The organism is Paenibacillus mobilis, from assembly GCF_058267595.1.
The window spans coordinates 363668-383646 of sequence record NZ_JBZCMS010000002.1 but is presented as its reverse complement, the minus strand read 5'-3'; the positions used below and the strand labels follow the sequence as shown (position 1 = coordinate 383646).

At 52.1% G+C, this 19979-nt stretch carries 17 protein-coding genes; all 17 read left to right on the top strand.

Annotated features, from left to right (window positions below):
• Positions 1-57 precede the first annotated feature (57 nt).
• The 17 genes from bshA (at position 58) to asnS (ending at position 19972) form a co-directional block, all read left to right on the top strand.
• Positions 58-1230 carry an N-acetyl-alpha-D-glucosaminyl L-malate synthase BshA gene (gene bshA / locus AC3ZPD_RS04925; protein WP_490983153.1) on the top strand — a complete coding sequence of 391 codons (1173 nt, stop codon included), beginning with the start codon at positions 58-60 and terminating at the stop codon, positions 1228-1230.
• A 52-nt stretch (positions 1231-1282) separates the two neighbouring features.
• The gene (locus tag AC3ZPD_RS04920) at positions 1283-2701 is read left to right on the top strand and encodes a CCA tRNA nucleotidyltransferase (protein ID WP_490983152.1); all 1419 of its coding nucleotides are present in this window, start codon (positions 1283-1285) and stop codon (positions 2699-2701) included.
• Positions 2688-3701 carry a biotin--[acetyl-CoA-carboxylase] ligase gene (locus AC3ZPD_RS04915; protein ID WP_490983151.1) on the top strand — a complete coding sequence of 338 codons (1014 nt, stop codon included), beginning with the start codon at positions 2688-2690 and terminating at the stop codon, positions 3699-3701. Before AC3ZPD_RS04920 ends, AC3ZPD_RS04915 begins: the two co-directional genes overlap by 14 nt.
• Before the next feature lie 324 nt (positions 3702-4025).
• On the top strand, positions 4026-4946 hold the full coding sequence (gene panB / locus AC3ZPD_RS04910; RefSeq protein ID WP_490983150.1) for a 3-methyl-2-oxobutanoate hydroxymethyltransferase: 921 nt from the start codon (positions 4026-4028) through the stop codon (positions 4944-4946).
• Positions 4943-5845: a pantoate--beta-alanine ligase gene (gene panC / locus AC3ZPD_RS04905; RefSeq protein WP_490983149.1), complete on the top strand. Its 903-nt coding sequence runs from the start codon at positions 4943-4945 to the stop codon at positions 5843-5845. The genes panB and panC overlap by 4 nt, the downstream gene beginning before the upstream one ends.
• Positions 5838-6221: an aspartate 1-decarboxylase gene (panD, locus tag AC3ZPD_RS04900; protein WP_490983148.1), complete on the top strand. Its 384-nt coding sequence runs from the start codon at positions 5838-5840 to the stop codon at positions 6219-6221. Before panC ends, panD begins: the two co-directional genes overlap by 8 nt.
• A 185-nt stretch (positions 6222-6406) precedes the next feature.
• Complete coding sequence (locus AC3ZPD_RS04895) at positions 6407-7036, top strand: hypothetical protein (RefSeq protein ID WP_490983147.1); 630 nt, start codon at positions 6407-6409, stop codon at positions 7034-7036.
• Between the two features lie 166 nt (positions 7037-7202).
• The gene (gene dinG / locus AC3ZPD_RS04890) at positions 7203-10091 is read left to right on the top strand and encodes an ATP-dependent DNA helicase DinG (RefSeq protein WP_490983146.1); all 2889 of its coding nucleotides are present in this window, start codon (positions 7203-7205) and stop codon (positions 10089-10091) included.
• A 1-nt stretch (position 10092) separates the two neighbouring features.
• Positions 10093-10740, top strand: coding sequence for a redox-sensing transcriptional repressor Rex (locus AC3ZPD_RS04885; RefSeq protein WP_490983145.1), 648 nt, complete (start codon positions 10093-10095; stop codon positions 10738-10740).
• A complete protein-coding gene (locus AC3ZPD_RS04880) occupies positions 10730-12028 on the top strand; it encodes an amidohydrolase (RefSeq protein ID WP_490983144.1) in 1299 nt (432 codons plus the stop codon). Before AC3ZPD_RS04885 ends, AC3ZPD_RS04880 begins: the two co-directional genes overlap by 11 nt.
• Positions 12029-12082: 54 nt before the next feature.
• Entirely contained in the window at positions 12083-12568 is a 486-nt protein-coding gene (locus tag AC3ZPD_RS04875) for a cell wall elongation regulator TseB-like domain-containing protein (protein WP_490983143.1), read from the top strand.
• A 347-nt stretch (positions 12569-12915) separates the two neighbouring features.
• A complete protein-coding gene (locus tag AC3ZPD_RS04870) occupies positions 12916-14076 on the top strand; it encodes an asparaginase (protein ID WP_490983142.1) in 1161 nt (386 codons plus the stop codon).
• Positions 14077-14398: 322 nt separating this feature from the next.
• The gene (locus tag AC3ZPD_RS04865) at positions 14399-14932 is read left to right on the top strand and encodes a hypothetical protein (protein ID WP_490983141.1); all 534 of its coding nucleotides are present in this window, start codon (positions 14399-14401) and stop codon (positions 14930-14932) included.
• Entirely contained in the window at positions 14925-16427 is a 1503-nt protein-coding gene (locus tag AC3ZPD_RS04860; RefSeq protein ID WP_490983140.1) for an AAA family ATPase, read from the top strand. Before AC3ZPD_RS04865 ends, AC3ZPD_RS04860 begins: the two co-directional genes overlap by 8 nt.
• Positions 16428-16565: 138 nt before the next feature.
• Positions 16566-17438, top strand: a complete 873-nt coding sequence (locus tag AC3ZPD_RS04855) for a 3-hydroxyacyl-CoA dehydrogenase family protein (RefSeq protein WP_490983139.1) — start codon at positions 16566-16568, stop codon at positions 17436-17438.
• Entirely contained in the window at positions 17435-18640 is a 1206-nt protein-coding gene (locus AC3ZPD_RS04850; RefSeq protein ID WP_490983138.1) for an acetate kinase, read from the top strand. The genes AC3ZPD_RS04855 and AC3ZPD_RS04850 overlap by 4 nt, the downstream gene beginning before the upstream one ends.
• 36 nt (positions 18641-18676) lie before the next feature.
• Positions 18677-19972, top strand: coding sequence for an asparagine--tRNA ligase (asnS, locus tag AC3ZPD_RS04845; RefSeq protein WP_490983137.1), 1296 nt, complete (start codon positions 18677-18679; stop codon positions 19970-19972).
• Positions 19973-19979 lie beyond the last annotated feature (7 nt).

Genomic DNA, 19979 nt, shown 5'->3' with positions numbered 1-19979 from the left:
GGCGTTATAGCCGAAAATTAAATTATCGAATTTTTACGGAATAGAGGGGGTGCTGACTTGAGCCAAACGCTGAAAATCGGCATAACGTGCTACCCGTCGCTCGGAGGATCGGGAGTCGTGGCTACTGAACTCGGCAAGCTGCTTGCCGAAAAAGGCCACGAGGTTCATTTTATTTCCCACAGTGTTCCGTTCCGGCTGGGAGCTTTTCATAAAAACATTTATTATCACGAGGTGGAGGTTAACGATTATTACGTTTTTCGTTATCCGCCTTATGACCTGTCGCTAGCAACCAAAATGGCACAGGTCGTCAAGCAGGAGAAGCTGGACGTGCTTCATGTCCATTATGCGGTGCCGCATGCGGTCTGCGCTTTTTTGGCCAAGCAGATGGTCGGGGACAACCTGAAGGTGGTAACGACGCTGCATGGTACGGATATCACCGTGCTTGCCCAGGACGAGTCGCTGAAGGATCTGATCCGTCTGGCAATTAACGAAAGCGATGCCGTCACCTCGGTATCCAGGGATTTGACCCGGGAAACGAAGGAACTGCTCGACATTACCCGTGAAATCGATTTAACGTACAATTTTGTGGATGAACGCGTCTATTATCCGCGTGAGGTGGCCGAGCTGCGCAGCGAATTTGCCGCACCGGACGAAAAAATCATGATGCACATTTCCAATTTCCGTCCGGTTAAACGCGTCAAAGACGTAGTAGACGTATTTGCCCGCGTCAGCAAGGAGATTCCGGCCAGGCTGTTGTTTGTCGGCGAAGGGCCGGACCTGCCGAAAATCCAGTGCCAGATCCGCGAAATGGGGCTGGAGGACAACGTCCGTTTTCTGGGCAAGCAGGATGAAATCGCGCAAATTATTTCGCTGGCCGATGTGCTCCTGCTCCCTTCGGAAAAAGAAAGCTTCGGGCTTGTTGCCCTCGAAGCGATGGCTTGCGGCGTTCCTACCATAGGTTCGCAGGCCGGCGGCATTCCGGAGCTGGTGAGGCACGGGGAAACCGGCTTTTTGGCACCAATCGGCGATACTGCGGCGATGGCGAAATATGCCCTGCAGCTGCTGAGCGACGATACTTTGGCTGCGAAGATAAAAGAGACCTGTATCCACCGGGCGCAGTTTGAATTCAACAGTGAAAAAATCACGAAGCAATATGAGCAAATTTACTACCGTGTGCTGGAGGCGGGCAAACCGAAGATGACAGCAGCCTGCGGTGTGCCTAAGGTTTAAAGAAAACGGAAAGGCATACGGTGTTTGTTGAAACGAGGGATGAAGCTTGGGAATGAAGTGGTTACAAGCTGAGCCCGGCATGGCGGCAGCAGGAGACGGCGTGCTGCGCCGTCTGGAAGCGGCCGGCCATCAGGCCTTTTACGTCGGCGGATGCGTCAGGGACGAATTAATGGGGCGCGCCGTACACGATATGGATATCGCCACCTCGGCTGAGCCGCAGCAGGTCATGGACCTGTTTGAAAGAACCGTGCCCACCGGACTCGCTCACGGAACGGTAACGGTTCTGCTGGAGGATTGGTCTTTCGAGGTCACCACCTTCCGCAGGGAGACCGGGTATACCGATCACCGCAGGCCGGAGGAAGTGGAATTTGTCAAAGCGATCGGCGAGGATCTGAAGAGGCGCGATTTCACGATGAACGCGATCGCCCGGAGTTTGGACGGGCGGCTGTTTGACCCTTACGGAGGGCGCGGAGATATCGAACGCGCCTGGATCCGCTGCGTCGGGAAGCCCGAAGAACGGTTCGAAGAGGACGCGCTGCGCATGCTGCGCGCGGTCCGGTTCGCCTCGGTCTTCGGCTTCAAGCCGCTCAAAAGCCTCTGGCGCGGGCTTTTGCAGTGCCGCGATGGCATGGCTTACATCGCGGTGGAACGGATCCGCGCAGAGCTTGAGCGGATCTTGCTCGGGCCGCGGCCGCTGCGCGGCCTTGAGCTGCTGCGGCGCAGCGGCCTGCTGGCGCCGGCCAAAGCGCCGCTGCCCGCCGGGCCCGGCCAGGCAGGCCCGGCTGCGCCCGAATGGGCAGCGCTGGCGGCGCTGCCGCCGGACCGGCCCGCAGAGCGCTGGTCGCTGCTGCTGCAGGCTTTGCGGGTCACCGCGGAGGAAGCGGAGCCGCTGCTGCGCAGCTGGACCTTTCCGGGCGCGCTGACCCGGCAGATCACGGCGCTTCTTCAAATCGAAGAAGCGGTAAAGACGCTGCTTGAAAGTCCCGCCGATGAATCCGGCTATGAGCAGGAGGACTTTCGCGCGCAGGAAGAAGGCCGTGCCTTTGCCCTTGATGAAGATCAAGGAAATGACGGCCGTGCCTCTTCTGACAGCAGCGGCCCAAATGACGTCCGCCTTGAGTCATGGCGGCGGTATTGGGTTTATCTTCAGCTCACCTGCGGGAAAGAAGCCGCGGAGCTGTGGCTGAAGCGGGAAGACGCAAGGCTGTCTGCCGGCCTTTTGACAGACGGGCGGCGTTCTTTTTTCCTGAAGTGGGCTTGGAAGTGGCACCAATCCGTACCGGTACATAAAGTGGCCGATCTGGCGCTGAGCGCCGGAGAGGTGATGGCCAGCAGCGGCCGCCGAGGGGGGCCGTGGCTCGGGGAACTGATGAAAGAGCTGCTAGAGCGGGTGGCTGCCGGGGATTTAGAGAACAGCAAACCGGCTTTGCTGGAAGCTGTGAAGGAGCGTTTGAACGATGGAAGAAGTTAATCAGAAGAACTCTTTCCCGCCGGAACAGCTGCTCCTGCGTATGTTCAAGGAACAGGCGGGGGAATATATATCCGGAGAGGAAATCAGCCGCAAGCTCGGCATCAGCCGGACAGCGGTCTGGAAACAAATCAACAAGCTGCGCGAAACGGGTTATGACTTCGAAGCGGTCTCCCGCAAGGGATACCGCTTGACCGGAGAACCCTCCCGGCTTGTTGCGTCGGACCTGTTGCTGGCTGCCCGCACCGCTGTCATGGGACGGAACCTTAAGCTGCTCGAGAGCACCGGCTCCACGCAGGATGAAGCCAGGCTGCTGGCGGAACAGGGCGCCCCGGAAGGAACGCTGGTCGTTGCCGAGGAGCAGACGAAGGGCAAGGGACGGATGGGGCGGAGCTGGTATTCCCCGCCGGGTAACGGACTTTGGATGAGCCTGCTGCTGCGCCCCAATCTGCCGCTCGGGGCAGCTTCGCAGCTGACGCTGCTTTCCGCGGTAGCGGTCTGCCGGGCCATCCGCAGCGTAGCCAAAGTGGATGCGGGCATCAAATGGCCCAATGACATCCTGATCGGCGGACGCAAGACGTGCGGCATTTTGCTAGAGTCCGCAGGCGAAGACGAGCGGATCCGCTACTGCATAGTAGGCATAGGGATTGACGTGAACATGGCGGCTGCCGATCTTCCGGAGGATTTGAAATCCATTATGACCTCGCTCCGGATCGAATCCGGCCAATCCATTAACCGCTCCCAGCTTGCCGGAGCCATCATGAACGAAATGGAGCAGCTTTACGGGTTTTATTCCTCCGAAGGTTTTGCTCCGATTGTGGGATTATGGGAGGCTTTGTCGGTCAGTCTGGATAAGGCGGTAACCGTTCAGACGCCTGCCGGGGAACTCAAAGGCATCGCGGAATCGCTGGATCCATCGGGCGCTTTGGTCCTTCGTCTTGAAAACGGGGAGACCCAAAAAATCATTTCAGGCGACGTAACGATTGACCCATCAAAAAAATGATGGATGAAAAAGTTGACGCCATTTGTTATACTGTCCTTAAGAGGCGGTATCGGCCTGACCGAACAGCACTCTTGGGGCAGTATTTTTATTTTCCGCCGCACAGCGGATGCATGAATTATTATAACCGTCATTTTTGGTATTGCCGGTTACGCCTGGATTCTGCTCTGAGCCGAAAGGACCGAGACAGAAGGGACGATCGCCAAGTGACTCTTCTTTGGACTTTCGGGCCTTTTTAGTGAAAACTAAAGGCTTTTTTGTCGTGGTTTGAAAAAGGCTGAACAGTTGCTCGGCGGGTACGTCAACTAGGAGAGGGGATATGATTTTATGGCAACCAAACAGGCATTAAACATTGTGAAATTGAAAAAGATGAAGCGGGACGGCGAGCCGATCGCTATGGTTACCGCTTATGACTATCCATCGGCCAGGCTGGCCGAAGAAGCGGGCGTAGACATGCTCCTGGTCGGGGATTCCCTCGGCAACGTGGTGCTGGGCTACAACTCGACTATTCCCGTTACGCTTGACGATATGGTCTACCATTCCAGATCGGTGGCAAGAGGGGCGGAGCGCACGTTTATCGTTGCGGATATGCCGTTTATGACTTACCACGGAAGCCTGGACGAAACGCTGCGCGGGGTCAGAAGACTAATGCAGGAAGGCCATGTGCACGCCGTTAAAATGGAAGGCGGCGCCGAAATTGCGGATACGGTTGCGGCCGTAGTTCGCGCCGGCGTGCCCGTATTGGGCCACATCGGTTTGACTCCGCAATCCGTAAATCAGCTGGGCGGATACCGTATTCAGGGCAAAGACGCCAAGGATGCCCGCCGGCTGCTCGAAGATGCCAAAGCACTGCAGGAAGCAGGCGCATTTGGCATCGTGCTTGAACTCGTCACGGAAGAGGTGGCGGCCGAAATTACGAAATTGCTTGAAATTCCGACGATTGGAATCGGAGCCGGCCGGGGCTGCAGCGGCCAGGTGCTTGTGTTCCATGACTTGCTTAAATATACGGATAATTATCGTGAAAAAAGATTCGTCAAAACCTTTGCCGATATCGGAGCCCAGGTCAAAGCGGGCATCGCGGATTATGTGCAGGAAGTGAAAGGCGGCCTTTTTCCGGGCGAACAGCATGTGTTCGGCGCGGAAGAAGGGGTCGTGGACGGTTTGTATGGCAGCACGGAGAAGCCTGAACAAACCGAACCTGCCGGCAAGGCTGAACAAGCGGAAAGAAAGGTTGGCGTTACCCCATGATCCTTATTAAAGAACCTGAAGAACTGCAGCAGGAGCTGAAACGCCGGCGTTTTGAAGCCGCGAAGCAAGGGAAGGAGCTGACGGTCGGGCTTGTGCCGACCATGGGTTTTTTGCATGAAGGGCATGCAAGTCTCCTTCGGAAAGCCAGAGCCAACGACGTAGTGGTGCTGAGCATTTTCGTCAATCCGATCCAATTTGGACCGAACGAGGACCTGGACCGCTATCCGCGTGATGCAGTCCGGGATTTGGCGCTGGCGGAGAAAGAACAGGTGGACATCGTCTTCATGCCGGAAGTGGAAAATATGTACCCTCAGCCTACTAAAACCCACATTAAGGTTGACGGGCTGACTTCCAGGCTGTGCGGCGCTTCCCGTCCGGGGCATTTTGACGGCGTGACTACCGTTGTTGCCAAACTTTTTCATATTGCCAACCCCGATTTTGCTTATTTTGGCATGAAGGACGCCCAGCAGGTCGCGGTGCTCAGCCAAATGGTGCGGGATCTGAATATGGCCGTACAGCTGGTGCCTTGTCCGATTGTGCGTGAAAGCGACGGCCTGGCGCTCAGCTCCCGGAACGTTTATTTGTCCGAAGAGCAGCACAGTCAGGCGCTGGTCCTGTCGGCCTCGCTAAGAGAAGCCGAAGGGCTGGCAACCGAAGGCAAGCTGGCGACGGCGGCCGAATTGCGCGAATATTTGGTCAGCCGGATCAATACCCAGCCTCTTGCCGAAATTGATTATGTGGAAGTGCTGACTTTCCCTGATTTGGAGCCGCTGGGCGAACAGACCCGGCTTGAAGAGGTTCAAGGCGGCCTGATTACCGCTTTGGCCGTCAAATTTGGCAGCACGCGCTTGATTGACAATATGTTACTTCAGAAAAAGGACGTGGCTCTTCATGTATAGAACAATGATGAAATCCAAAATCCACCGTGCTACCGTCACCGAAGCGAACCTGAACTATGTCGGCAGCATTACCATCGATGAAGATTTGATGGAAGCCGCCGATTTGCTTGAAAATGAAAAAGTCCAGATCGTCAACAACAACAACGGTGCGCGACTGGAGACTTATGTAATTACCGGCCCGCGCGGCAGCGGCGTAATTTGTCTGAACGGTGCGGCGGCCCGCCTGGTGCAGCCCGGCGACAATGTTATTATTATCTCTTATGCCCAGCTTTCTTCCGAGGAGTTGAAAATGCACAAGCCGACCGTCGTGTTCGTGGATGAAAACAACCGGCCGGCTGAATCCGCAGACCGTGAGCTGCACGCCACGATCCGTTAAATCGAGGGAGCCTCTGGTCTTTGCCAGAGAAAGCTTGGTCCGGTTATGTAATAAATGGGCCGTGGAATGAAAAAGCCTTCTTGAACAAAAAATGAAGATAAGCCTGAATCAATTTCCCCATGCAGCAAACCTGAAATTGGTTCAGTTTCGCACTGATTTCATTTTGTTCAGGATGAGGTGAGATAATGTTTGAACATATCTTTGCGGAAATGAACAGCACGCTGGATGAAATCGCCAGCCGTTATCCCGATGCGGAAGGCGATCTGAAGGAAGCGCTGGGCATGAAATGGAAACTTTTGAAGCAAATGAGTGACGGCATTATCGAGGAATGGATGTCTTTCGAGGAAAAAATGGGGGAGATCCGCCGGAAATGCGGGGATTTCGAATCGCCGAACCACCTGAAAATCGTGGAAATGGAAGGCGGCCCCTTCGTAAAAGGGCAGGGGTATTTTTCGCTTCAGATGTACGAACAAGCATCAAAGCAGTTTGAACACGCTTCTTCGCTATATCCGGATAATCCTCTGCCCTTATTGTTTCTGGCCGTTTGCTGCGTGCACCTGGATGACCGGAAAAACGCGGCAGGTTACTTCAGCCATATTTTTACGCACGGCAAAGACAAAAAGCTAAAAGCGATCTGCTGTAATGCCCTTGGCTGCATCGCGGCCATGGACAACCGGATAGAGAAAGCGCGGGGCTTTTTTCTGACCGCCTACAAGCTGGATCCGAGCCTGCCCGAGCCGCTGGCCAATCTGGAGGCATGCATGGCCAACCGGGGGACGTACCAATTTGAAAGCCAGCTGCACGCCTTTATGTGAATCCGGCTCTGGAACGATGCGTTTGATAACGCATCGTTTTTTTGACCGGTTATTCCGGCCTAAAGCAAGTGCTTATTTTCCCAAAAGCGGATTTCGTTTAATTTTCAAACGTTGTTTTTTTTGATATGCTAGGTGATAGACCCGAAAGAAAGGGATTTTGCAACCAATGAAGTATGCCGTACTCGATTTTGAAACTACGGGTAATCAGTCCACCGACGAAATTATTCAGGTAGGGCTTGCCATCATAGATCATGATTCCACCATCTCGCAGGTCTATTCTTCTTATGTCAAACCGGGAGTGCCCATCCCTCCCTTTATTACAGGCTTAACAGGCATTACGGAAGAGGACGTCGCCGAAGCGCCCTCCATCGACGAAGTGATGATGGAGATGGTGCCGCTATTGGATGACGTCGTTTTGGTGGGTCATAATGTAGCATTTGATTTTCATTTTTTGCAGCAGGCTTTGGACAGCTGTGGGTATCTGCCTTTTACGGGACGGATTCTCGATACGATGGATTTTTTGAAGATATGTTTTCCTTCATTAAATTCTTATCAGCTTGGGCTGGTGAGCGCCGAATTTGGACTCAGCCATGACCGGCCGCATCAGGCGGACAGCGATGCCACGGCAACCGCGCTTATTTTTCTGAAATGTTTGGATGAACTTGCGGAGCTGCCGCTGATCACTATCCAGCGTCTGACGGATTTGTTTGCCGCCGAGGACAGCGATTTGGGCTGGTTTTTCGACGCTTTGCTGACGGAGCGGGAAAGCCAGGCAGATCAGACGGATGACGCGGGTTTTATTTATTACCGCCAGTTTGCGATGCGCAATGAGGACTGGATGGATATTTTGCCGGCCCGCCATGAATTTGACGACAATCCGCTGTCCCAGGTCAGTTTTGAGCAATTTTTAGAGGAAGTTCAGGGAAACCTGAAGGAGAAGCTGCCGTTTTATGAGGAACGGGAAGCGCAAAAGATTATGCTCAGTCAGGTGGAGCAGGCTTTTGACGAGGATAAGCATCTTCTGGTGGAGGCCGGAACCGGAACGGGCAAATCGCTCGGCTATCTGCTGCCCGCCATTTATTCCGCGGTAAAAACCGGGGAGAAGGTCATGGTGAGCACCCATACCATCAACCTGCAGGAGCAGCTACGGGAAAGGGATATTCCTTTGCTGACGGAAGCGGTGCCTTTTCCGTTTCGCGCGGCGGTATTTAAAGGCAGACAGCATTATTTGTGCCTGCGTAAATTCGAGCACAAGCTGAGCCGGCGCGATTTTGCAAGTCCGAAGGAAGACAGCATCACGGCGGCCCAAATGATCATCTGGCTCAGCCAAACCGAAACCGGTGACGACGAGGAACTGAATTTGGGACGCGGCGGTGATTTCTGGGAAACGGTTGCCAGCGAATCGGATTCCTGTTTAGGACGCTCCTGCCCCTTTTTCAGGAAGTGTTTTTATCATCGGGCCAAACACGAAGCCAGCGTAGCGGATGTTATAATTACCAACCACTCCAAGCTTTTTACCGACATTCAGGCCGGCCATCAGCTGCTGCCTTCTTATGAACGTCTGGTCATCGACGAGGCGCATCATTTGGAGGACGTGGCGGGCAAACATCTGGGTTTGCATATGAAATATTTTTCGATCATTCATACTTTAACCCGTTTGTTTAAGGACAGCCGCACCGGACAGTTTCCGAATCTCCGGACGCAGCTTGCTTCCTCCGGATCGGAAAAGGCTCTCGGCTGGACAGAAACAATCGATTCGTTTTATCCGGCTCTGCTTGAAGTGAAGGAAAGCTGGGACAAGTTAAGCGAGCTTCTGTTCGGTCTGATGACGGAGAGGAGCGACGCGGCGCCGGGAGAGCCGGGGCAATTCGTCAAACGGCTGCTTCCCGCCCAAAGGCCTGACCAATGGGACACCTTTAACCGGCTGGAGCATCAGATCCATGTCTCCATCAGCGAAGTGCTGCGGAAAGGCGAACGTATGGTGGCCGAGATCAAAGAGGAGCAGGAGGATTACGGGGTTGAAGGCCTGCTTACGGATATCAGCGGACTCCTGAAGGATTTGGGCAGCGAACGGGATTCCCTGCGCTTCTTCATGAAGCTGGACAGCGAGGAGACGGTTTATTGGCTGGAAGGCAACGGCCATTACCGCAGCAAATCGCTGCAGCTTTACGCGGTTCCGATCGATGTCAGCGAACAGCTCAAAACTTATTTCTTTGACAAGAAAAAAAGCGTGGTCATGACCTCGGCGACCTTGACGGTCGATAAGTCCTTCCAGTACATGATCGAACAGCTCGGGCTCCAGGAAGCAGGCGAACAGGACCGGCTTTTGACCGCCATTTTGCCTTCCCCGTTTAATTACAGGGAGCAGGCGCTGCTGGTCATTCCGCGCGACTTTCCGAGCGTCAAAGGCAGCGTAGGGGATGCCCATTTTGTGAATACGCTTGTAGATTCCCTTGCGGAGTCGGCCGTAGCGACCAAAGGCAGAATGCTGGTGCTGTTCACCTCATACCGCATGCTGAAGCAGGTCTATGAACCGCTTAAAGAGCAGCTGTCGGCGCATAATATAACGGTAATCGGCCAAGGCATGGACAGCGGAAGCCGCACCAAGCTGACCCGGCGTTTTCAGAACAAAGACGCTTCCGTCCTGCTCGGCACAAGCAGCTTTTGGGAAGGCGTCGATATTCCCGGAGATGCACTGACCAGCCTTGCTATTGTCCGGCTGCCTTTTCAGCCGCCAAACCATCCGCTGGTCGAAGCGAAAAGCGAACGGCTGCAGCAGCAAAAGAAAAATCCGTTTACCAAGCTGTCGGTTCCTCAGGCGGTTATCCGCTTTAAGCAGGGTTTTGGCCGACTGGTACGCTCTTCAAGAGATAAAGGTATCGTCATTGTGTACGATACGCGTATTCTGGACTCCTATTACGGCAAATATTTTCTTTATTCCCTGCCGGGACCCAAAATGGAGCATATGCCGCTGAGCCAGATGGTTCCCCGGATCACGGAGTGGCTGGAACCTACGGAAAATGGCGCCGAATCAGGCGCAGCAAAGGGTGAATAACATGAAATCGGAAAAAATATCGGATGCCGTCGTCCGGCGTATGCCGGTTTACCTGCGGTATTTAAACGAACTGCAAAACCGTGACGTCATGACGGTATCCTCGCAAGAGCTCGGACAAAACCTGGATCTTAATCCGGCCCAAATCCGTAAGGATCTCGCCTATTTCGGAGATTTCGGGCGCAAAGGCATCGGCTACGATGTGGGTTACCTGATTGAAAAAATCCGCCAGATCCTGAACCTGGATCAGGAGATCAGCGTAGCGCTGGTAGGTGCCGGTAATCTCGGCCAGGCCCTCTCCAACTACAATATGTATCTGAAAGACAATATGAAGATTGTGGCGGTCTTCGATGCTGCGGAAGCCAAAATCGGCAGCCAGATCAATTATTTGACGGTACAGCCTATTTCGGAGCTGACAGAAACCGTCAAAAACCTCGGGATCCGTATCGGGATCATTACGGTTCCTCACTGGGAAGCCCAGCGCGTCGCGGATCAGCTCGTAGAGGCGGGCATTCAGGCCATTCTGAACTTTGCGCCGGTCATTTTGAAGGTACCGGCCGGGGTCCGCGTGCATGCGGCGGATTTTACCACCGATCTGCTCAGCTTGGCTTATTATTTGGATCAGGGAAAGGAAATTTCAAATGAGTCGTAAATGGTTGATTAAAAACGGAACTTTCGCGGTTATGAACCCGGATAAACCGGTGCTTACCGGTTATATGCTGGTGGAGGACGACCGTATTCAATACATCGGGGAAACGCTGCCGGAAGGCGAAGAGATGACGGAAAGCTTTGACGGATCGGGCCTTCTGTTCCTGCCAGGCCTGGTTAATACTCACGGGCATGCGGCAATGTCTCTGCTGCGCGGTTATGGCGACGATCTGGCCCTCCAGGTGTGGCTGCAGGAAAAAATGTGGCCGATGGAAGCCAAATTTACCAGCGAGGACGTTTACAAAGGTACGGCGCTTTCCGTTCTTGAAATGCTGAAAGGCGGAACTACCACTTTCCTGGATATGTACGATCATATGGACCAGGTAGGTAAAGTTGCGGAACAAAGCGGCATCCGTGCTGTCCTGACACGGGGCGTCATCGGTCTTTGCCCGCCGGAAGTGCAGACGGCCAAACTTCAGGACGCGGTCAGTTTTGCGAAGCGGTGGCATGGAGCGGCAGACGGACGCATTACGGCGATGATGTCTCCGCATGCCCCTTATACTTGTCCGCCCGATTATATCGAAAAGATCGTACAAGCTGCGCATGATCTGGATCTCCCTTTGCACACGCACATGTCGGAAACGATAACCGAGGTGGAGCAGAACGTCAGGGATTACGGCGTGCGTCCGGTCGAGCATCTGCTGAAAATAGGTTTGTTCTCCAGACCTTCGCTTGTTGCTCATGCGGTTCATCTGCTGGATGAAGAAATTCAAATCCTTGCCGAAAATAACGTAGGAGTTTCTCACAATCCCGGCAGCAACTTGAAGCTGGCCAGCGGGGTAGCGAGAGTTGTGGACCTGCTGAAAGCAGGCGTCACGGTTTCCTTGGGAACGGACGGCCCTGCCAGCAATAACAACCTAGACATGCTGGAGGAAATCCGTCTGGCAGCTTTAATTCATAAAGGGGTATCCGGTGATCCTACCGCGGTTCCGGCGCTTGAGGCGCTGAAAATGGGGACGGAATACGGTGCTAAGTCACTGTTCCTTCAGGAAACAGGCAAATTGGCGTCCGGTATGAAAGCCGATTTTATCGCTTTGAATACTGAGCAAGCTCATTTCCTGCCAAAAACCGATTATATTTCGCATGTCGTTTACTCTGCCGGTGCGAAGGACGTAGAGCATGTATGGGTCGACGGACGGCAAGTGGTCAAACACGGCGAATGCCTGACTTTGGACGAACAGCGTATTCGCTTTGAAGCTCAACAGGCATTTGAAGGTCTCCTTGCCCGCTGATCCCATTCCCGGCTTCAGAGCAAGCGGAGGCAAGGAGAGAGGTGAAAAACAGGTTTGAAAACAAAAACAAAATGGATTCTCGCCGTAATCGTCATTGCGGCGGCTTTGGCTTTTGGGATGTACCGTTATTATGTATACATTATGCAGGACACCTGGAAGCAGGAGGATGCGGCCATTCTCCGGGCCAAACAGGAAGCTGGGCTGGTCAAAACGATCGGGGTCAGCAAATCGGTGTGGGACGGGGTCTGCTGGGTCGTTGAAGGCACCAACGGTTCGGGAGAACCTATCATGGTGTGGCTTCAGGACGGTCAGCCTGCGCATACGGAGCAGGTCTCCGCGAGCTCAACCAAAAAGGCGATCCAGGCCAAAATTAAAGCATTAATGCCTGAGGCGGATATCAAACGACTTGTACCCGGCGTATATAATAGCCAGTATGTCTGGCAGCTTTATTATAAAGAGAAAGATCACTATTATTACAGGTTCTTCAGTTTTTCTAACGGAGAAGCGCTGACCGAGGAATTTACGCTGCCAAACCGTTAGTTTGGCACCTTTGCAGAGAATACGGAAATATTTAGAAAGTCCGTATGGATTAGATCCGGCAAACTCCTTTCAAATGCCCAGCGGGGCAGAGAGGGGGTTGCCGGTTTTTTTGTAGAATGGATGGCAATAGAGATGAAGTAGATAAAGGTGGAGGAAAAACAAAATTGAATGGTATTTTCTTGTATTACCGCAATAAAGCGAAGAAAGAAATAAATTAAGCGCTTTCTTGCCGGAATCCCGGTATTGTCATATTTTATGACATTAAAATATAATCCTCTCAAGTTAATGAACATTAGGTTATGAAACCTGACATTCAGTTAACAAATTATTAGGTGGAGGATGATAGGATGAAGAGGGGAAAAGTAAAAAGTTTGAGGGTGCTGCTTGCGACGGGATTAGCTGTGTCATTTTTTCTGCCCCACTTGTATTTATCACCTGTATCTGCGGCTGCTGAGACGGCGGCCGTTACTTCTACAACCGGCATAGTTAAGAAGCTGCCCAAAGTGGAAGTGATCGCGACCGGAGGAACGATGGCCGGTAAATCGACGGATGAAACAAGCTTCGATACATACCGGGCAGGTTCTCTGCCTATTGAAGACTTGGTGAAATCCCTGCCGAACAAAGACCAGATCGCTGAGGTCAGCACTTATCAGTTCGGTAACTCGGGCTCAAGCGCATATTCCATGGAGCAGCTTTACGATTTGTCCCTGAAGGTCGACGAGGCCCTTAAAACCCAGGACGGTGTCGTAGTGACGAGCGGAACGGATACGATGGAGGAAATCGCTTATTTCCTGGATTTGACTGTGCAAAGTCCAAAACCGGTAGTTGTCACCGGTTCCATGAGACCCTGGACGGTTATCGGCACAGATGCTCCCGCCAATCTTTACAACGCAATCAAGCTGGCGGCCAGCGGCAAAACCAAATATTTCGGAACTGTCGTGATGTTGAATGACGAATTCCATGCCGCACGTGAAGTGACCAAAACAAATTCCTACCGGACCGATACGTTTGTTACGCCGGAGATAGGGGCGCTTGGTTATATCGATGAGACAAACATTCGCGTGTACCGCGCCCCCTTCCGCGCGCTCAAATCTTCCAGCGAATGGGCGACGCCGTTTGATTTAACCCAAATCTCAAAGCAGGCTTTAGCGAAAGTCGAAATTGCCTATTCCTATCAGGATGCCGGCCCCGGAGCCATCAGCGGTTTTGTGGCCGCCGGAGCTAAAGGCATCGTAACCGCGGGGACCGGCTCGGGTGGTATTTCCAAAGCCATGAGCGAAGAACGCGCCGAAGCAATCAAGAAGGGCGTTATCTTCGTCATGACGACCCGCACCGGGTCGGGCAGCAACTATTCGAATGGGGACGGCGTTATCGCCGGAGACAATCTGAATGCGGCTCATGCCCGGGTTTTGCTGCTGCTCTGCCTGTCTTTCTCCAACGACTTTGATACGGTGAAAAATTGGTTTACTACGATCGGGTACGGGCAGATTGAACTGCCGGCCAAATAAATAAGAAAAATAAGCACGAGGAAACGGCCTTGGTCCCATGAATCGGGAACACCAAGGCCGTTTCCTTCTGTTTGGAAATACTTGCAGCTTAAAGAGAAAAAGAAGTTATCTATTGGAGGTAGAAAGATAAAATTGGGAGCCTTCACTTTTTTTGCCCAAAAATCCTTGAAATTTTAGTGAAATTCAAAATTTAATAATAAAATGATATATATTCTGTGATATACTAGAGTCTGTATTCAAGAGATGCAAAATAATACGCGAAATTATATCGCGCATTTGATGGATGACTTATATAGATTTATATACAGAGGAGGATAAAAAATTGAAACTGCGTATTTTTCCTATTGTTGCTACTGTGGTTGTTTCAGCCCTCCTGCTGTTTGGCGGGTGGTACGGTTATCGTCAGATAGCGCTCCAGAGTCCGCTTGAGAAAATGGTGAAAGATTATAATGGCGTCAACAGCGCTCAATTTGATATTAACCACAATACGGTCACTTTGAAACTCGACCTGAAGCCTGAAACGGATTTGAGAGAGCTGGTCCAGCAAATCAAGGACAAAGGCGGTTCTTTGATCGGCGGTAAAGAGCTTAAGGTAGAAGTTAAAGATCATTCCAACGCAGCCTTGGACAAGTGGTGGTCCGAAGCTTTATTCCCAATCGCCGAAGCGATGGAGAACAAGAAGTACACTGAAATCACGAGCACGCTCGAGAAGCTGGGCACGGAAGTGCCAGGTTTGAAAGCGACGGCTGAAATGGACGATACAAACGTATATATTTCGCTGACGGACGGACAAGCCAGCAAGTTTATTATTCTTCCGCGGAAGGCGGAACAGATCGGGGTGTGGAACAATGCCTAATTGGACTAAAGAAATTTTGATTGGTTTTGTTCCGGTCCTGCTCATTTTTCTTGGGTTTATCGGAGTTAACGTTTTGCCGATTGTTGTGGCAGTCATCATGCTTGGCGCTTTGTATGCCTTGACCGTGATGAGGGGCGGACTGGCAGTTGGGGCTTCTCAGGAGCGGAAGCGCAAGAAGGCAGGACCGGCTAAGCTGACGTTCGAAGAAATCGGCGGCCAGGACAGCGCGAAGCAGGAGCTGCGCGAGGCGCTTGATTTTATGGTGCGGCATGATGAAATTCAAAAATTCGGCATCCGTCCGATTAAAGGGATTCTGCTTACGGGCCCTCCGGGAACGGGGAAAACGCTGATGGCCAAAGCGGCAGCCCATTATACGAATTCCGTGTTTGTGGCTTCCTCGGGCAGTGAATTCGTGGAAATGTATGTCGGGGTCGGCGCAAGCCGGGTCCGCGATTTGTTTAAAGAAGCCCGCAACCGGGCTGCTAAGGAAAACAAGCAAAACGCGATTATTTTTATTGATGAAATCGATGTGATCGGCGGTAAAAGGGAAGGCGGCCAGCAGCGCGAATACGACCAGACCTTAAACCAGCTGCTGACGGAAATGGACGGCATCTATACGTCCGATTCTCCGCGGATTCTGCTGATCGCGGCTACAAACCGCAAGGAAATGCTGGACAGCGCGCTGACGCGTCCCGGACGTTTCGACCGGCACATTCAGGTAGACCTGCCGGACAAGAAAGGCCGGATGATGATTTTGGACATCCATGCCAAAAACAAACCGATCCATGAATCCGTAAGCCTGGAACGGGTTGCCGAGGAGTCTTACGGTTTTTCCGGCGCCCAGCTTGAGAGCGTCATGAACGAAGCCGCCATTTATGCGATGCGCGGCGATGAGCCGCATATCCGGCAGCAGCATTTGTCCATGGCGGTTGATAAGGTGATGCTCGGCGAGAAGACGGACAGGGAATCGACTCAGGACGAGAAACGGCGTGTGGCGATCCACGAGCTGGGCCATGCGATCCTGGCCGAAATCGTGTCGCCTGGCAGCGTAAACCAGGTGGTGCTCAGCCCGCGGGGACAAGCGTTAGGATATGTTCGCCACAACCCGCAGGAAGAGAAATATTTGTATACGAAAGCTTACCTGGAAGGACAGATCATGGTGGCGCTTGCCGGTGCGGCAGCCGAAGAGATTTATTACGGGGGCCGCAGTACGGGTTCGCGCAACGATTTTGAGCAGGCCTTAAATCTGGTTCAGACCATGATGACTTCCGGACTTACATCTTTGGGGATCGTGAACATGGAAATGGTTACGACCGAAGTGCTGATGAAAGAAAACCAGACAATTCTGGATGCTTTGGCCGCTAAAACCAAACAGCTGCTTGAGGAACATGCGGAAATTTTCGACAGATCCCTGGATATTCTGTTCAAAGAAGAACGGATGTCGGGTGACGAATTCAGATGTCTATTTCGTGACAATGCATTACAACCGGCGTGATTTTGCATGCCGGTTATTTTTTTTTACTTTTTGTCCGTGCTAAGATATTATTAGATGTTGGGTGTAGAAAGATGTATTCTTCGACATCAGGGGTATAATATGTAGAAGGATAAGACGAAAGGATGGAGTAAGAGGACCATGAATTTTAAAAAAATAGGAGTCATCGGCGGCGGTACGATGGGTCAAGGCATATGCGAAATGCTTGCCGGCAAAGGGCTGGACGTTTTGCTGGTCGAGGAGAACGAAGCCAAGCTGAATTACGCATACGACATGATCGAAACCAGTCTGGACAAACAGCTTGAGAAATGGGCGATTACGAAGGCTGAGAAAAAGCTGATTTTGTCGAAAATTCATAAAGTGACACACCTGGCGGATCTGGGACAAGCCGATATGGTGGTCGAAACGATCTCTGAAGATCTGGAAGCTAAAAAGAAAGTGTTCCAAAAGCTTGACCAGGTATGTCCAAGCAACATCATTTTGGCGAGCAATACTTCCACTTTAAGTTTGACGGAAATCGCGGGTTCCACGAAATATCCGGAACGCGTTATTGGCATGCACTTTATTTATCCTGTATCCAAAATTAATCTGGTGGAAATCATCCGTGGTCTGAAAACCTCCGATCAAACCTTTGAAGAGACCAAAACGTTCGTTGAAGAAGTGCTCGACAAACGCGGCATCATGGTGAATGAATCCCCCGGTTTCGTTACCTCCCGGATTATCTGCCTGATGATTAACGAAGCTTTGCACGTGCTTGGAGAAGGCGTTGCTTCCGCTGAAGATATTGACGATGCGATGCGCGTGGGCTATCAGTTCCAATACGGACCGCTTGAAATGGCCGACCGTTTCGGACTGGATTCCGTTCTTGCCGCGCTTGAGCGCATGTTCCGTGATTTCGGGGAACTGAAATACCGGCCTTCTTTCGTATTGAAGAAAATGGTTCGCGCAGGCAACCTGGGCGTTAAGACTGGCGAAGGCTTTTTCAAATACGACAAGGATGGTGACCGGCTGTGAAGGTACTCGTAATCAATGCGGGAAGTTCTTCCCTCAAATATCAGCTTTATGACATGAATGACGAATCGGTACTGGCCAAAGGACTCGTGGAAAGAATCGGCATGGATTCCTCCATTCTGACTCATAAACCGACAGGGAAAGAGGAAGTTACGGAAGTTAGCGAAATTCTGGAGCATACTACGGCGATCCGCAAAGTGCTGGATAAGCTGGTGGACAAGGAACACGGCGTACTGAACTCGGTAGAAGAGATTCAAGCCGTGGGTCACCGCGTCGTACACGGCGGCGAAGTGTTTAAAAACTCCGCGCTTGTGACGCCTGAAGCCAAAGCGGAAATCCGCCGTCTGTTTGACCTGGCGCCTCTTCATAACCCGCCGGCTATTTCCGGGATCACGGCTGCAGAGAAGAATATGCCTGGCGTTCCGCAGGTGGTTGTATTCGATACGGCTTTCCATCAGACGATGGAGGAGAAAGTATTTTTGTACCCGATTCCGAAAGTGCTTTACAAGAAGCACCACGTTCGTCGTTACGGCATGCACGGCACTTCCCATTATTATGTAAGCAAAGTGGCTGCCGAATTCCTGAATCGTCCGCTTGAGGAGCTGAAAATGATTACCTGCCACATCGGCAACGGCGGCAGCTTGACGGCCATCAAGGACGGGAAATCGTTTGACACCTCCATGGGTCTGACTCCGCTGGAAGGTTTGATGATGGGTACGCGCAGCGGCGATCTGGATCCGGCAGTGGTAACGTTTGTTATGAACAAGGAAGAGCTGACTATCAGCGAAGTGAACTCGATGCTTAACAAACACAGCGGACTTTTGGCGATTTCCGGCAGCAGCAGCGACATGCGCGATATTACGGACGGCCTTGAAGCTGGCGAACCGAATGCAACCCTGGCATTTGAGATGTACGAATACCGCCTTCGCAAGTACATCGGTTCCTATGCAGCCGCTTTAAACGGCGTCGACGTTATCATCTTTACAGCAGGCGTAGGCGAAAACTCCGCTATCGTACGTGAAAAGGTATGTGAAAACCTGACTTACCTGGGCGTAGAAATCGATCCGGAATTAAACAAAATCCGTTCAGGCGAACCGCGCCGCATCTCTTCCCCGAACTCCAAAGTGGAGGTTTTGGTCGTTCCGACCAACGAGGAACTGGTTATTGCGCGAGATACCTTGCGGATCGTAGAAGAAACCCGTTAAAATTAAAATTATTGCAATGTTAGAGGAGAGAATAAAATGGCGATCAAAACCGTAATACGACAGGTCAAGGACCATGTCGGGGAGACCGTCGTTATCGGCAGCTGGATCAACAACAAACGTTCCAGCGGCAAAATTCAATTTTTGCAGCTTCGTGACGGTACCGGCTATATCCAAGGCGTAGTCGTAAAAAATGAAGTTTCGGAAGAAATCTGGAACCTGGCCAAAAGCCTGACTCAGGAAAGCTCCGTTTATGTAACAGGCGTAATCCGCGAGGAGCCGAGAAGCAAATCGGGCTTTGAAATGACCGTAACGGGTCTTGAACTGATCCAGCTGACCGAAAACTATCCGATCACGCCTAAAGAGCATGGCGTGGATTTCCTGATGGACCATCGTCATCTTTGGCTCCGTTCGACCAAACAGCGCGCTGTTTTGGTGATCCGTGCGGAAATCATACGTGCGGTGCAGGAGTTTTTTGATACAAACGGCTTCACCCTGGTGGATCCGCCGATTTTGACGCCAACTTCGGCAGAAGGAACAACCAACCTGTTCCATACCAAATATTTTGAGGAAGACGCTTATTTGACGCAAAGCGGCCAGCTTTATATGGAAGCTGCGGCTATGGCGCTGGGCAAGGTTTATTCCTTTGGCCCAACGTTCCGTGCCGAAAAATCCAAAACGCGCCGCCACCTGATCGAATTCTGGATGATCGAGCCGGAAATGGCTTTCACCGATCACGAAGAAAGCTTGCGCGTTCAGGAAAACTTTATTTCGCACGTCGTTCAGTCCGTGCTTAAAAATTGCCGTCCTGAGCTCGAAACGCTCGAACGAGATATTTCGAAGCTGGAGAACATCAAGGCTCCGTTCCCGCGCATTTCTTATGATGATGCCATCGAATTCCTGAATAAGCAGGGCTTCGAAATTCCTTGGGGCGAAGATTTTGGCGCGCCGCATGAAACCGCAATTGCAGAAGCTTATGACAAGCCGGTATTTATTACTCATTATCCGGCCAGCATTAAAGCGTTCTATATGAAACCGGATCCTAATCGTCCGGAAGTCGTAATGTGCGCAGACATGATCGCACCGGAAGGTTACGGCGAAATTATCGGCGGATCCCAGCGGATTGACGATCCAGAGCTGATGGAGGAACGTTTCAAAGAGCATGAATTGTCTCCGGAATCCTATCAATGGTACCTGGATCTCCGTAAATACGGTACGGTTCCTCACTCCGGTTTCGGTTTGGGTCTCGAAAGAACCGTAGCCTGGATTTGCGGACTGGATCATGTCAGAGAAACGATACCGTTCCCTCGTACCTTGTACCGTCTGTATCCATGATCGGGCG